Here is a 15,994-nt window from a genome sequence, read left to right as displayed (position 1 = left end):
GTTGCCGTTTAAAAAGTGGTAAATTCGTACAATGGCAAAGACAAAATCAGCATATTTCTGTCAAAGTTGTGGATTTGAATCCGCAAAATGGCTTGGGCAATGTCCTTCATGTAAGCAATGGAATTCTCTCGTAGAAGAAGTGGTAGAGAAATCAGGATCTAAAGTCCCTGAATGGCGCAGTACATCGGTAACATCGTCACCCAAGCGCGCAAATAAAGCGGCTGTTATTCATGAAATCGTCTATCAGGATGAATCACGTATCCTGACACCCGATCAGGAGTTTAACCGTGTCTTGGGGGGAGGGATTGTTCCAGGTTCTTTGGTTTTAATCGGTGGAGAACCGGGTATTGGGAAATCTACGCTCATGTTGCAACTGGCATTATCCATTCCGCAGGTAAAGACGCTGTATATTTCAGGAGAAGAGAGTGAGCAACAGATTAAAATGCGGGCGGAACGGTTGTCGCAATCATCTAATGCGAATTGTTATATCTTAACAGAAACGTCTACACAAAATATTTTTAAACAGATAGAAGTTGTGCAACCCAATGTAATCGTTATCGATTCCATTCAGACCTTGCATTCGTCGCAGATAGAATCTGCGCCGGGTTCTGTGTCTCAGGTTCGGGAATGTACAGCAGAGTTGTTGCGTTTTGCCAAAGAAACGAGTACTCCAGTTTTAATTGTTGGTCACATTACTAAAGATGGATCTATTGCTGGACCTAAAGTTTTAGAGCATATGGTCGATACTGTTTTACAGTTTGAGGGCGATCGGCATCACGTTTATCGTATCTTGAGAGCTGTGAAGAATCGGTTTGGTTCGGCCTCAGAGTTGGGTATCTATGAAATGCAGGGTTCAGGTCTGAGAGAGGTTTCCAATCCCTCTGAAATTATGATTTCGCAACGCGATGCTCCGGTTAGTGGGGTGTCTATCGCAGCAATGCTGGAGGGAGCACGTCCTATGATGATTGAGGTGCAGGCCTTGGTTAGTAATTCTGCTTTTGGAAATCCACAACGTACTTCCACTGGATTTGATACTAAAAGATTAAGTATGTTACTTGCTGTCTTGGAGAAACGTTTTGGTTTCAGATTGAGTGCGCAAGATGTCTTCTTAAATATTGCAGGTGGACTAAGAGTGGAAGATCCTGCTATAGATCTAGCAGTCATCGTCGCTATTATTTCGTCACAACAGGATATTGCTGTAAAAACAAACATCACTTTTGCTGGTGAGGTCGGGCTTTCTGGAGAAATTCGTGCTGTAAATCGAATTGAGCAGCGCATCGCTGAAGCTGAGAAATTAGGTTTTGAAGGAATCTTTATTTCTAAGTTTAATACAAAGGGGTTAGATCCTAAAAAGTATAATATCGCTATTCGTCCGGTTGCAACTCTTGAGGATGTATTCCGAGCTCTTTTTGGTTAACATGAGTTATAAATAGAAAAGGGAACGATTATTAATCGCTCCCTTTTCTATTTATTTTAATACTTCTTTCAGTTTCTTATTCAACTCCTCACCATGTATATTTCTGGCTATGATTTTTCCAGAAGGATCAATCAGCACATTTTGTGGGATAGCTTTGACGCCGTATAATGTTCCCACATCATTTTGCCAACGCTTTAGGTCCGAAACATGTTTCCAATGTAACTTATCGGTATGAATGGCCTTTATCCAAGAGTTTCTGTCTCTATCAAAAGAAATTCCTAATATTTCGAAGTTTTTATCTTTAAAGGTCGCATAGGTTTTGACTAAGTCAGGACTTTGCACCCGACAATCAGGACACCATGAAGCCCAAAAATCTAGTAGGACAAACTTCCCTCTGAAATCGGTTAATTTAATAGGATTTCCCGTGGTATCATTTTGCGTAAACTCGGGAGCTTGTTTTCCGATTTCGACTTTCGAAAGTGCTTCAAGATATGTTTTAAATTCCTGACCTTCTTGTGAATTTTTAACGTTTTTGCCTAAGGTGTTGTATAAGCTTTGTAATTCTTGATATTCTGGCGTATAGCCACCAACTCTTCTTAAATCTACCAATGTAGAAATAGAATCTGGATTGGCTTTTAAACGAGCGATATAATCCTCTTTAGTTAACTCTTTCTTCTGTGCTGCTGCTATAAGGGGTAAGCAAAATAAGAAGTATATAAAAAATTTTTTCATCATTATTTGAGCATTTTTATTACAAATATAATATAATCTATCGCTTAGGTAGATTATATTTGTTTTTTATACATTCTTTTTACAATTGATTGCGAACTTTTCCAAAATATTATCTTAGCATTTCTTTATTCAGACTATTATGAATTCAACCTTTCAATCTAAGCTTCCACGTGTGGGAACAACAATTTTCAGTAAAATGTCTGCGCTCGCGCAACAGTATGGTGCACTAAACCTGGCACAGGGTTTTCCTGATTATGATACTGATCCACATTTAATCACTCTTGTAAAGGATTATATGAATGATGGGTTTAATCAATACGCATTAATGCCGGGAGCCTTGCCCTTACGTGAAAAAATAGCCTTGAAAGTTATGAATACCCATCAGATAGAGGTCGACGTTCAGGATGAAATTACTGTAACAGCGGGAGGGACTCAAGCTATTTTCACTGCTATAGCTACAGTTGTTCATAAAGATGATGAGGTCATTATATTTGAACCAGCATATGACTGTTATGCCCCAACTGTTGAATTATTTGGAGGAAAGGTTATACCTGTTGTTCTTTTAGCACCTGATTTTACTATTGACTGGGATTATGTCAAAAGTCTAGTGAATGCCAGAACGAAACTGATTATTATTAACAACCCTAATAATCCAACTGGTCGACAACTGGAACTGGATGATATCGAAGCATTAGCTCAGATCGTAGCGTCGTCACAAGTATTTGTATTGAGCGACGAAGTGTATGAACACCTCGTATATGATGGCAGAAAGCCCTATTCTTTATTAGCGCATCCCTTGCTAAGGCAAAGAAGCTTTGTCATTGCATCTTTTGGAAAACTACTGCATGTAACTGGCTGGAAGGTGGGATACTGTATAGCACCCCTTGAATTAACGAGAGAATTTCGAAAAATCCATCAATACAATGTCTTTAGTGTCAATGGTGCAGTTCAAATGGCTATTGCCAAGTATCTGGAAGATTCACAAAGTTATTTAGGTTTAGGAGATTTCTTTGAACAGAAGAGAAACTTCCTGATTGCTGGAATATCATCTTCCAAATTTACCGTATTACCGAGCAATGGTACTTATTTTTTGAATGTTGATTACAGTTCAATTTCGGAGGAACAGGACCTCTTATTTGCTGAACGTATGATTGTCGAAAATAAGATCGGATTAATTCCGATTTCAGCGTTTTATACGGCAGATCCAAATCAGTATATTTTGCGGATTTGTTTTGCTAAAAGATCTGAAACGCTCATTCAAGCCATTGATTTACTTAATAATATTAGATAATACTTCAAATAAACGTTTTAGCAATCGTGTGCATTTGCATTTTTGCTATAAACGATTTAAAATCTTATAAAATATGGTGAATAAGCTACAATATTTTATAAATTTGTAATTCACCCTATCAATACTAATTCTAATAATGGCTAGATTAAATTTATTGGAAGAAACACGCTTTGAAAAAGTTCCTGTAAGTGTGTATCCTGATCCAAGCACAGCTTCCAAAGTTGTTGCAAAGCGTATTGCGGATATCATTCGCAAAAAGCAAGAGAATGGCGAAAATGCAATTTTAGGTCTTGCTACTGGTGCAACACCCGTTAAAGTTTACGCTGAATTAATCCGTTTACATAAAGAAGAAGGTTTAAGTTTCAAAAATGTCATCACGTTTAACTTGGATGAATATTATCCGATGCAGCCAGATGCCGCACAGAGTTATGTGACATTCATGAATAAGAATCTATTTGATCATGTTGATATTGAAAGAGCAAACGTTAATATTCCTGATGGAACATTAGCAGTAGACGCGATCAATGCCGCTTGTGAAGCTTATGAGCAAAAAATTACTGACTTAGGTGGTTTAGATATTCAAATTTTAGGAATTGGTCGTACAGGTCATATCGGTTTCAATGAGCCGGGATCTGCTCCTAATTCGGGTACACGTGTTGTCACATTAGATGATTTGACACGTCGTGATGCTTCTCGTGATTTTGGTGGTAAAGAAAATGTACCTCGTAAAGCAATTACGATGGGTGTCGGTACTATTTTTAAAGCTCGGGAGATCATTTTGATGGCCTGGAGTGGTAACAAAGCTGAAATCATTAAGAAAGCTGTAGAAGGTGAAATCTCATCAGAGATTCCAGCAACTTATTTGCAACTGTCTGATAATGTAGAATTCATTTTAGACACAGAATCAGCTTCGTTATTAACAAGATTCGATTTGCCTTGGTTGGCTGAAGATATTGAATGGACACCTGTTTTAATTAAAAAAGCAGTTGTTTGGTTGTCTTTAGAAATTAAGAAGCCTATTCTGAAACTGACAGAAGAAGATTATAATAATCATGGTATGGCTAAGTTGGTAACCCAATCAGGTCCTGCTTACAATATCAATATCCGTATTTTTAATGAATTGCAACATACCATTACTGGCTGGCCAGGTGGTAAACCAAATGTTGATGATTCACAAAGACCTGAGCGTGCTAATCCGGCTAAGAAAACTTCAATTGTATTCTCTCCGCACCCTGATGATGATGTAATCTCTATGGGTGGTACATTTATTCGTTTAGCAGATCAAGGACATGATGTACATGTTGCTTATCAAACGTGTGGTAATACAGCTGTTTGGGATGATGATGTTATCCGCTATTTAGAATTTGCAGAAGATTTTGCAAAAGAGATGGGAATTGATGCATCAAAAATTTCAACGTTGTATAAAGAAAGCCGTGAGATTTTTGAAACTAAAAAACCAAACCAGATCGATACAGAGATTGTTCGTAAGATCAAAGCATTAATCCGTAAAGGAGAGGCTATTGCTGGCGCTCGTTTTGTAGGTTTACCAGATACAAATATCCATTTCCAAGACTTACCTTTTTACGATAGACAGAAATTCTCAAAAGATGTTTCTTTCGAAGATGATATCCAGCAAACAATGGAATTATTACGTCAGGTAAAGCCACATCAGGTATTTGCAGCTGGTGATTTTGCGGATCCACATGGAACACACAAAGTATGTTTTAATATTTTGTTTGAAGCATTAAGACGTTTAAAAGCGACTGATGAGTGGACTAAAGATTGTTGGTTATGGTTGTACCGTGGAGCGTGGCATGAATACCCAATTCATGAAATTGAAATGGCTGTTCCATTATCGCCACAAGAGGTATACCGCAAGCGTTTGGCTATCTTTAAGCACCAATCACAGAAAGATCTTCCAGTTTTCCCTGGAGATGATCCTCGTGAATTCTGGGTACGTGCAGAAGATCGTACCAGCGAAACTGCAGAATTATATGATCAATTGGGATTAGCTAATTACGAGGCAATCGAAGCTTTCGTAAGATGGGAATTCTAATTATATTAAATAACTAATAAAAGGCTCTCCGTTTTAGGAGAGCCTTTTTTGTTTTATATGTAAGCACTTTTTCATCAAAGCTGATTCGGCCTCTTCATTCATATTTGCAAATTGTATTGATGATATAGCTTTAGTTGTACTGAGCTTATAATTTGCTAGTTTCCAGATGGGGCTTAGGTAAGTATAGATACTATTATGCTGGACTTATAGTGGATTATAGTAGTCAAGATACAAATCGGGATCCTATGGTTATCCTGCACAGGAAAAAGGCCATGATCATTGAAAATTTTTAGTGCATCTAATTGAGATTGCTTAAAGAATACAGAGCAATTCTAATTCTAAATCTAGATAGTAAGGTGATAAGTAGGCTATCCAATTGAATCTGATTGAATTTGGTAAAAAGCCAAAATATCTTTTAAAAGCAGTTGTAAAATGAGTCGCGTGTTTATAGCCGATTTTATTTGCAATGACAGCCACTTTATGATCTCCTTTCAGCAATAGTTCTTTCGCGTGGTTCATCTTATTTTTCAAGATGTAGCTTCGAATCGTCATTCCATACTGCTGTTTGAAATGCTGTTTAAGATATTGTTCATTGGTGCCAATGATTCTTGATAATTCTGGAATGGTATACGTATTGGATATGTTTTCGTCAATCAACTTTTTTGCTTTTTCAACCTTCTTTATCTCTTCTAATCGAAGATTAACGGTATCTTTTTCTTGGAGATTGGAAATGAAAGTAAGCTGTTTGAAAAATATTTCAAGTACTTTCGATTTCTGTTGAATATTCCTTAAGTAAGCAGGGCCATTGACTTGCAACAGTTCAACAACGGAAGAATGGATCGCCACATCTTGTATTGTATGCGGCGTGTAGATTTGAATTAACTGGAAAAACCTGTGCTCTTCAGTCCCTAAACGATCAATAAAGTCTTTACTGTAGATAATAAATAGGCACTTACTATTTATTGCTAATGATTTGATTTCGATTAAGGTATCCTTGGACAAGTATTTCAAAAAGCTGTATCCTTCCTGTAGCTTAAATGATTCAGTAGCTGACGTGGTATAAAAGCTCGTTTCTTTTGTTGCAATTATACTTACATAGACATCCTCATGGATCTTGAATTTACAGCCTTTGTAGGGACTTAACTCATCAAAATGGATATGTTCTGATATTTTTTGAAGATTGTAATTATTATCTAGTACAGTACTAATCATTTTAATTCAATAGTGCTATGATTTTTCGGAATACGTCATCGTTATTTCCAATAACGTCTTTTCTGTATTTAGAAGAGCTTTATATTTGCGACGCTGTATTTATTTAGACTCGTTCTAAGCGAATATTCGAAGTTAAGAATTAATCTCAATTAATGAAAATTTTTTACACAACCTTTGTGCTTTTTATCCTAGCATTATCTGCCTCAGCACAAACAGGTACAATTAAAGGAATTATTTATCTAGCCGACAGCACCGTCGTTTCACATGCTACTATTCGTATAGAAAACAGCAACATTGTGGCAGTATCTTCCGTTAAGGGAGATTATGAATTTAAAAATGTTCCTTATGGTGAGCAAACAATATCTGTAAGTTCTGTTGAATTCCACTCGAAGAGAGTTAAGATCAATGTTCATAAAAAACTACAGAATCTTCATATCTATGTGGACCCTAAAGGTGATCGTTCTTTAGATGAAGTCCGAATAGAAAAAAAGTCAGTAAAAAAAGAGATTGAGACAAGTGGTTTTGCCGTTGCGGTGATTGAAACTAAGGAAGCTTCTTTACGAAATCTAACAACCAATGAATTACTGGATAGAGCAGTGGGAGTGCGTGTTCGCCAGAATGGAGGAGAAGGTTCGCCAATTGAATATAACCTCAATGGCATGTCGGGAAGTACTATTGGACTATTCCTGGATGGTATAGAGATCTCCACTTACGGATCCTCATTCAATTTGAATAATATCCCACCTTCCATGATTGAGCGTATTGAGGTATACAAAGGCGTGTTACCTTCACATTTAACAGGGAACTATATCGGAGGTGCCATCAATGTTATCATGAAAAAAGATGCCTCTTCAAATAATATTACAGCCGCAGTTTCTTATGGTTCATTTAATACCTACAGGGCAGATATTGGTGGATTATATAGAAATCAGAAAAATGGATTTACAGCTAGAGTATCGGGTTTTTACAGTCATTCAGATAATAACTACGAAATGTGGGGCAAATTTTCGAAATATACCAGACCCGGTGGAAGAGTAGACCGTTATTATCGAGTTAAACGTGCAAATGATGAATTTAAAACTGTAGGCGGACGTTTTGAATTCGGTTTTACAAATGTCAAGTGGGCAGATCAATTTTTCTTAGGGTATAATATTTCCGATTCCCATAAGGAGGTTCCACATGGTATTACGATGACCAAACCCTACTTTGGTCGTTTTAATGACTATCAAGCTCACGTATTTAGTTTAAACTATAATAAGAAAAATCTATTTATTGATGGACTATCTCTTAATGTGAATGCTGTTCATAGTAAACGAAATACATATTTGCAGGATACGGTGAGTTTGAGATATAACTGGGACGGAACTTTATTGGTGAAGAATTCGGAAGGTCCACCGGAAACTTATGGATATGAACCCGGCAAGGGACAACAGGGCGACGCTGTTATTTCTGATATCGATCGGAATATTTCTAATGTTCGTTCAAATTTAGCCTATACCATCTTTTCAGGTCAACGGATCTCATTGAACCATAAATTTGAAAAAACGAATAGAGAAGATAAGGATTTGTTAAATCCAGCACGTAGCCGCTGGATCACTAATAATAATACAACAACTAATATCTGGGGCCTGAATTATGAATCTGAGCTCTTAGATGGTAAATTAAGAACCAATATATTTGGTAAATATGCCTTGTATCACACCGATCAGCGTACACCAACTGGCGAAAAGGATGGAACAATGGTGTATGAACATAACAAAATAAAGAGAAACAATAAAGGTTTTGGCGGGACCCTATCATATGAGGCTGTAAAAAGAGGTTTTATTATTGTCTCGGCCGAAAAATCTTTCATTATGCCTACAGATCGTCATGTTTATGGAGAACCTGAGAGCAACGTTTTGGCTAATCCGGATATTTTGCCTGAACGTGCTATTAATTATAATCTGGGCGCTCGATATGGAGCACTTGAAGTAGGTAAACATAAGTTGTCATTATATGGAAATATGTTTTGGCGCAACGGTTATGATAAAATTATTCAGCAGACTAGAACAGAGGAAGTCGTAGAGGGAAGAGAAGAACAGGTCGAGGATATTCAGGTAACGCAATTTGTTAATCTTTCTAAAACGCAGTCAATTGGATATGAGGCAGAGGTTAACTATGTTTTTGATAATCGGTTAAATGTTATGGTAAATTTCTCCAAATTCAATTCATTGTTTAAAGTGAAGTCGGATGAAATGGGCAATCCACATAGTTTGTATGACAAACAAATTCCTAATGAACCATTTTTCACTGTAAATGGTAATGTGCAGTATCGCATGAACAATATCCTTCAAAAGAAATCAGTGGTTAATTTATATTACAATGTGGGCTATGTGGCTCCGTTTAGTACCATTTGGATTGAATCGGAGTGGTTTACAACACCAACTCAACTCGCGCATGATTTAGGAGCAAGTTACCGTTTTCCTAGCGGTAAGCTAGTTGCGAGTTTGGACTGTAAAAATGTATTGAATGCTGAACTGTATGACAACTTTGGTGTTCAAAAACCCGGAAGAGCTTTTTATATTAAATTAAATTATACGATCAATAAATTTTAAATACAAAAATTCACATGAAAACGAAATTTTTTAAGACAGCGGTACTTGGTACTGCAATCGCAATCGGTGCTTTAACCTCTTGTAAAAAAAGTGAGGGTGTTGATGCTGGTCAACAGGCTTCAGGACCAGATGTGGCAGACCGTAAATATATTACATTAACAGGTGCATTTCCAGATGCTGAAGGAACAGCAGGAAATGGTGGTACGATGGCATTTGCGATCACGCCGGAACAAGCAAAAGATGCAAATTTTGAAGTGAATGTCTTTGCCAATGGATATGGCTTAAGATCGCAGCGTACGGCGCGGGTGCAGGGCTCTGTCAATGGAAATTTCTTATACAATATTCAATACACAGGTAATGACGGAGGAATTTTTAATAAATACAAAGTTGAAGGAGGTAAGAGCTTTGTTGATACACGTGAAGAAGTGAATACTGAACCTATTTTGGGTACAGCACCTCGTTGGGTAGTTGCAGCAGAAGGTATTGGCGTTGGTGTATATGCATCTTCTAAAGTTACAGGTTCGAAAGAGGGCGCAGGTGCAGATTTTGTTAATGTTGCAAGTACTGCAAAAATTGCTGTGTTGAATTTGAATGATCCTCAGATTACCCGTCAGACAGAATTTACAATTCCGTTTACTGCAGAGCAAACAAAAGCAGGTTATCAGATCGGTCGTATCGATGTGCCAATTTTGAATGCCTCAAAAACAAAAATCTTTATCGGCTGTAATTTAACAAGAACAGATGTAACTAAACAATCTACGGTTAATGGCGACGGAAATCAGGTATGGACGTCAGGAAAAAATGAATTGGGTACTGCAACTTTAGTTGTGGATTATCCTTCTTTAAACAATCCAAAATTGATTTATGCTGCTAATGGTAAAGCGAACAATCACTCATACCGTACTATGACGCAATACTTGGGTACTGATGGAAATATTTACCAAGCAACGGCTACTTCCGGATCACAAATTTTAAGAATAAACGGCTCTACAGGAACTTATGATAATGCTTATAATTTTGATTTAAAAACAGCTTTAGGAACAAGTAATAATGTTGCTATCCGTGCATGGAGACATGTGAAAAATAATATCGGTCTGGTTTTGTATACAGAAACAGGTGTTGATGGTGGTTACTTGGCTTTAATTGATTTAACGGCTAATACAGCAGTGAAATTGGCTACTGAAAACCAAACTAATATCGGATTCTCTGGCAGATCGGCTGATAAAGTAACTGGTGTAACAGCTATAACAGGAACTTTTGGTCAATTCCAGAATATCGGTGTGATCGGGGATCTGGCATATGTTCCGATGACTCCAAATGGTGTCGATGGTCATATTTATATCATTGATACAAAAACAAAACAGATCACAAAAGGAGCTAAATTAAAAAATCAATCAGGTAGTTTCTATTTAGGAGCTTACTAGGATAAACTGTATTTTAGTTATGAATTAGGAAAGGTATGATTACCTTTCCTAATTTTTTATTTTAAAACCATACCCTAAACAGTAAAATATGAAAGCAACAAAAGCGAAAAAATCTAATTGGCAGAAAATCAGAAAACTATTTAACGATCTACATCTTTGGTTTGGGCTTATTAGCGGTATCGTCGTTTTTGTCGTGTGTTTAACAGGAACTGTATATGTCTACAATACGGAGATTCGAGAGGCAGCAGCACCACAGTATTATCAGGTTGCTTCAGCTGGAAAGCAGAAGATAAACACTGATTCATTATTGCGTATTTCTAAAGATAATATCAAGGGTAAAGTTGTTGGTATTAAAATACCATTTGATCAGGAGCGGACTTTAGCAATTTTATATAATAAACCAAAAAAAGATATTGAAGGTAAAGAGTCTTCTGCAAAGGACAATGGACCGTCTATTTCTGTAGATAAGAAAGCAGGAGAAGGAAAAGCTAGGGTTGAAAAAGCTAATGATAAGTTGGCGGACTCCAAAAAGGAAGAACCGAAGAAAGAGGCTGGACGTAAACCAAGAGCAAATCAAATGATGGTTAATCCTTATACAGGTGAATTAATTGGTGATGTCGGAGAGATTAAAAATGGCACCAATGACATGATGCAGGTGATGTTCGGATTACACCGCTGGTTGCTCTTAAATGAGATCAAAGAACCAATTTTTGATGGGATTGAGAATAGAAAACTAGGTAGCTGGATCACAGGAACTGCTACTTTATTATTTCTATTGGGCGTCATCAGTGGAATGATCATCTGGTTTCCAAATAAGTTAAGAGGATGGAAAAATGGTTTATCGATAAAATGGTCAGGAAACTGGAAGCGAATCAACCATGATATTCACAATACACTAGGTTTTTATAGCTGTATCATTTTGTTTTTGATGAGTGTCACCGGACCATTTTGGTCATTTGACTGGTACCGCACAGGCTGGCAAAAAACTTGGGGGACCTATGAAGCGCCTTCCGAAAAGAAGGAGGAAAAGACTAAGCTTGTCTCTATCTATCCAATAACGGGGAAAAGAATAATAACGATTGATGAAACTTTGATTGCTATCAATAAAGTTCTTCCGTACGATGGTGATGTTACGATTAACTTTCCTAAAGATAGCACAGGAACAATTAGTATATTGAAGAATAAAGTGGGATTTTTTGCACCATCAGCAGGTGATAAACTTACTTTGGATCAGTATACGGGTGAAATTTTGGAAAAAGAAATTTTCGTTGAAAAAACTTTTTCACAAAGGGCTTCGGCATCTGTAAAAGCATTGCATATCGGAGATGTATACGGACCTTTTACCAAAATACTTTATTTTATTTCCTGCTTAATCGCCACCTCATTACCAGTAACAGGTGTATTTATCTGGATTAATAAGATGAAGAAAAAACCTAAACGCAAATAGCTATTATTTACGTATTCATAGTAGAAGCCAATCGATATCGATTGGCCTCTATTCGTTTTTTAGATACATATCGTATTTGTGACTATTGTAACTTTCTTACTTCTAAATGTAGAATTTTCAATAGTGGCACATGATCCTATATTTTTTTAATCTTTGCTAGGAAACATTTTTCCAATGATCATTTCTAGCACCGCTACTACAATTGCAAAGAGCGCCGCTGTCCAGAAACCGGAAACATCAAATTTAGATCCGAGTAATGAATCAGTTAATAATATCATAAGTACGGTAATGATAAAAGAAACTAGTCCCAGTGTTAACCAATTTAATGGAAAAGTGAACAACCTTAAAATTGAACCAACAGTGGCATTAACAAATCCAATAACAAGACCTGTTATGATAGCCCAAAGAAAGCTGGCAACATGTACTCCTGGAGATATGTAGGCTGCTAGTGCAATCACTACACCTGTAATAAGTAGGCTAATAATGAATTTCATGATATTTATAATTTTAAGTTAATCTTACAAAATTATCATCAAATGCGGTGCCAAATTCTACTCCTAAACGATCGTTTGCTATTCGTCTCTCCCAAATTAAACTTTTGGTACTTTAATCTGTTTAATATAATTAATTGCATATATGTTATGCTTGCATAATATAAATTTTGTAAATTCACATAAACAATTATAACAGAGACAATATGAAAAAGATGATCATGACACTGATGCTGGTATTTACGTCAGTATTAATTTTTGCACAATCTGACCCTATTATTGGAAAATGGCAGAATCCTAGTGGAGAGGGTAGAATAGAAATCTACAAAAAAGGTGAAAAGTATTTTGGTAAACTATATTGGTTGAAAGAACCAAATGATGCACAGGGTAATATTAAAAAGGACGTTAAGAATCCCGATAAAAGTTTGCAAAGCAGACAGGTTCAGGGCTTAGAGATTTTGACTAACTTTTCAAAAGATGGTAATGTCTATCAGGACGGTAAAATATATGATCCAAAAACAGGAAAAACCTATAGTTGTAAAATGACCTTACAGGGAACAGATAAGTTAGATATCAGGGGCTATGTGGGCGTCAGTTTATTCGGACGTACTGAATCATGGAAAAGGGTGAACTAAAGCTTTGGTAAAAAAATGGAAAGCGCTACTTATTTATAAGGGCGCTTTTTCTTTTAGGGTCTTTAATTATTAAAAACATTGTAAAATTAATTTAATAGCAGTAATTTCAGCAATCTAAATATTAACGATAGAATTGCTATGGCTGTTAAAATGTCCTATTCAGAGAATATAAAACTTGCTCTCCAATCCATTGTAGGCAATAAGTTGCGCACATTTCTGACAGCACTGATTATCGCAATAGGCATTACGGCACTTATAGGTGTTTTAACATCTATAGATGCGATTAAATCGTCTTTAACAGACTCCTTTTCTTCAATGGGATCCAATTCATTTAATATTCGGAATCGCGGTCTGAATGTCCGCATTGGAAATAGCGGTGAGCAGTCGAAGGTATATTCATCCATTACATACCGTGAAGCGGTCAGCTTTAAAGAACAATATAAGTTTGACGCCGTCACCTCGCTCAACGTGAATGTTTCATGGGCAGCAACCGCAAAATATAAATCAGAAAAAACAAATCCTAATATCGGTGTCATCGGATCAGATGAATCCTATTTAAAAACATCCGGATATAACTTGTCTATTGGTCGTAATTTTACGAATCAGGAAGTTTATAAAGGAAGTCCTGTTGTCATTATCGGTGATGAAATATATCAAAAATTATTTAAAGGCACCATCAATCCGATAGGTGAATTTATGACAATCGGTGGGGTGCGTTATCAAGTAATCGGAGTATTAAAAAATAAGGGATCAAGCGCTGGTATGGGCGCTGATAAGGCCTGTTTGATACCTTTGGTAAAAGCAAGAACAGTAATGGGTGGTGTTGAGCCTTCTTATACCATTACGATATCGGTTAATGATCCGGTCCGCTTAGAAGCCGCAGTAGGGGAGGCTACTATTGTGTTCCGTAATATACGTGGGTTGACAGCTAAACAAACATCTGATTTTGAAATCACGAAATCTGATGCGGTTGCGCAGATCTTACTTCAAAATATGGTTATCATTACAATGGGAGCAATCGTGATTGCATTAATAACATTAATAGGAGCTTCCATCGGTTTAATGAATATTATGCTGGTTTCTGTAACAGAGCGGACGCGCGAGATTGGAATCCGTAAGGCAATTGGAGCAACCCCTTCGGTGATACGTAAACAGTTCTTAATAGAAGCAGTTGTTATCTGTTTAATTGGTGGGGCAGCAGGAATTATATTGGGTATCGTTATCGGCAACCTGCTGGCATTACAATTGGGTGCATCATTTATTGTTCCTTGGAATTGGATCATATTAGGTTTTACTGTATGTGTTCTGGTGGGTATGCTCTCAGGCTATTACCCTGCATCAAAAGCTTCAAAATTAGATCCTGTAGAAGCATTACGTTATGAATAGTAAAATTGTGCAAACGGTTTCACATACTTTTGAGGCATTAATAACATAAACTTCATTTATAAGTGGAGTAAATGCTCTTATAAAATCTTATTATTGTAGAAAATTTTGAATTATTATGTATAAAACTCTTCAACCTGCATTGCAGAAAGAATTAGCAGCTATCAAAGAAGCTGGTTTGTATAAAGAAGAACGCGTAATTACTACGCCTCAAGGTGCTGATATTAAAGTAAGCACTGGTGAAGAAGTCATCAATTTTTGTGCAAATAACTATTTAGGATTATCATCACATCCTAAAGTAACTGAAGCAGCAAAAAAAGCAATTGATTCACATGGATATGGAATGTCATCAGTACGTTTTATTTGTGGAACACAGGATATTCACAAAGAGTTGGAAGCAAAAATTTCTAAATTTTTAGGAACAGAAGATACTATTTTATATGCGGCGGCATTTGATGCCAATGGCGGAGTATTCGAACCTTTATTAGGTGCAGAAGATGCGATCATTTCAGATGAATTGAATCATGCATCTATTATCGATGGTGTCCGTTTGTGTAAAGCACAACGTTTCCGTTATAAAAACGCGAATATGGCAGATTTAGAAGCTCAGTTACAAGCGGCTTCTGGCGCGCGTCACCGTATTATCGTTACAGACGGAGCATTCTCTATGGACGGTTCCGTAGCCCCATTAGATCAGATCTGTGATCTAGCAGATAAATATGAAGCATTAGTGATGATCGATGAGTCACACTGTACAGGTTTTATTGGTAAAACTGGACGTGGAACACATGAATTATATAATGTAATTGATCGCGTTGATATCATTACTGGAACGTTAGGTAAAGCATTAGGTGGTGCATCTGGAGGTTTTACTTCTGGTCGTAAAGAAATTATCGATATGTTACGTCAGCGTTCCCGTCCATACTTGTTCTCCAATACTTTAGCGCCAGCCATCGCAGGAGCTTCTGTAGCAGTCTTAGACATGCTAAGTGAAACGACAGACTTACGCGATAAATTAGAAGCAAATACAGCTTATTTCCGTGAAAAAATGACAGCAGCAGGTTTTGATATTAAACCGGGATTTCACCCTATTGTGCCTGTTATGCTGTATGATGCAAAATTAGCACAAGAATTTGCAACCAGAATGTTGGCAGAAGGAATCTATGTAATTGGTTTCTATTACCCTGTTGTTCCACAAGGAAAAGCACGTATCCGTGTTCAGATTTCGGCAGGTCATGAGATCAGTCATTTGGATAAAGCAATAGCAGCATTCATAAAAGTTGGAAAAGATTTAGCTGTAATCAAATAAAAT

12 protein-coding genes are annotated in these 15,994 nt (G+C 36.9%); 9 read left to right on the top strand and 3 right to left on the bottom strand.

Annotated elements, in window-relative coordinates:
* The first annotated feature begins 31 nt into the window (after positions 1 to 31).
* Positions 32 to 1,417, top strand: coding sequence for a DNA repair protein RadA (radA, locus tag M2265_RS15495; protein WP_132771694.1), 1,386 nt, complete (start codon positions 32 to 34; stop codon positions 1,415 to 1,417).
* A gap of 51 nt (positions 1,418 to 1,468) precedes the next feature.
* On the opposite strand, the gene M2265_RS15490 is transcribed toward radA, so the two are convergent.
* The gene (locus M2265_RS15490) at positions 1,469 to 2,152 is read right to left on the bottom strand and encodes a peroxiredoxin family protein (RefSeq protein WP_243655464.1); all 684 of its coding nucleotides are present in this window, start codon (positions 2,150 to 2,152) and stop codon (positions 1,469 to 1,471) included.
* Positions 2,153 to 2,288: 136 nt separating this feature from the next.
* Here M2265_RS15490 and M2265_RS15485 point away from each other — a divergent pair, with 136 nt between their 5' ends.
* Complete coding sequence (locus tag M2265_RS15485; protein WP_132771693.1) at positions 2,289 to 3,440, top strand: methionine aminotransferase; 1,152 nt, start codon at positions 2,289 to 2,291, stop codon at positions 3,438 to 3,440.
* Between the two features lie 136 nt (positions 3,441 to 3,576).
* Positions 3,577 to 5,496, top strand: a complete 1,920-nt coding sequence (gene nagB / locus M2265_RS15480; RefSeq protein WP_132771692.1) for a glucosamine-6-phosphate deaminase — start codon at positions 3,577 to 3,579, stop codon at positions 5,494 to 5,496.
* Between the two features lie 312 nt (positions 5,497 to 5,808).
* Here nagB and M2265_RS15475 read toward each other — a convergent pair whose 3' ends face one another.
* On the bottom strand, positions 5,809 to 6,708 hold the full coding sequence (locus tag M2265_RS15475; RefSeq protein WP_132771691.1) for a helix-turn-helix transcriptional regulator: 900 nt from the start codon (positions 6,706 to 6,708) through the stop codon (positions 5,809 to 5,811).
* A 152-nt stretch (positions 6,709 to 6,860) separates the two neighbouring features.
* On the opposite strand from M2265_RS15475, the gene M2265_RS15470 reads away from it, so the two are divergent.
* From M2265_RS15470 to M2265_RS15460, 3 genes are all read left to right on the top strand, one after another.
* A complete protein-coding gene (locus M2265_RS15470) occupies positions 6,861 to 9,302 on the top strand; it encodes a TonB-dependent receptor (protein ID WP_132771690.1) in 2,442 nt (813 codons plus the stop codon).
* Positions 9,303 to 9,316: 14 nt separating this feature from the next.
* Positions 9,317 to 10,726: a hypothetical protein gene (locus tag M2265_RS15465; protein ID WP_132771689.1), complete on the top strand. Its 1,410-nt coding sequence runs from the start codon at positions 9,317 to 9,319 to the stop codon at positions 10,724 to 10,726.
* 88 nt (positions 10,727 to 10,814) lie between these two features.
* A complete protein-coding gene (locus M2265_RS15460) occupies positions 10,815 to 12,173 on the top strand; it encodes a PepSY-associated TM helix domain-containing protein (RefSeq protein ID WP_132771688.1) in 1,359 nt (452 codons plus the stop codon).
* A 146-nt stretch (positions 12,174 to 12,319) separates the two neighbouring features.
* Here the strand turns inward: M2265_RS15460 and M2265_RS15455 are convergent, their stop codons facing one another.
* On the bottom strand, positions 12,320 to 12,667 hold the full coding sequence (locus M2265_RS15455; protein ID WP_021190846.1) for a phage holin family protein: 348 nt from the start codon (positions 12,665 to 12,667) through the stop codon (positions 12,320 to 12,322).
* Between the two features lie 203 nt (positions 12,668 to 12,870).
* On the opposite strand from M2265_RS15455, the gene M2265_RS15450 reads away from it, so the two are divergent.
* From M2265_RS15450 to kbl, 3 genes are all read left to right on the top strand, one after another.
* Positions 12,871 to 13,299, top strand: a complete 429-nt coding sequence (locus tag M2265_RS15450) for a DUF2147 domain-containing protein (RefSeq protein WP_132771687.1) — start codon at positions 12,871 to 12,873, stop codon at positions 13,297 to 13,299.
* A gap of 138 nt (positions 13,300 to 13,437) precedes the next feature.
* Positions 13,438 to 14,685: an ABC transporter permease gene (locus M2265_RS15445; protein ID WP_132771686.1), complete on the top strand. Its 1,248-nt coding sequence runs from the start codon at positions 13,438 to 13,440 to the stop codon at positions 14,683 to 14,685.
* A 115-nt stretch (positions 14,686 to 14,800) separates the two neighbouring features.
* A complete protein-coding gene (gene kbl, locus M2265_RS15440) occupies positions 14,801 to 15,991 on the top strand; it encodes a glycine C-acetyltransferase (RefSeq protein WP_132771685.1) in 1,191 nt (396 codons plus the stop codon).
* Positions 15,992 to 15,994 lie beyond the last annotated feature (3 nt).

This window comes from Sphingobacterium kitahiroshimense, assembly GCF_025961315.1.
GTDB lineage: Bacteria > Bacteroidota > Bacteroidia > Sphingobacteriales > Sphingobacteriaceae > Sphingobacterium > Sphingobacterium anhuiense.
This window is presented reverse-complemented; position numbering and strand designations above follow the sequence as displayed.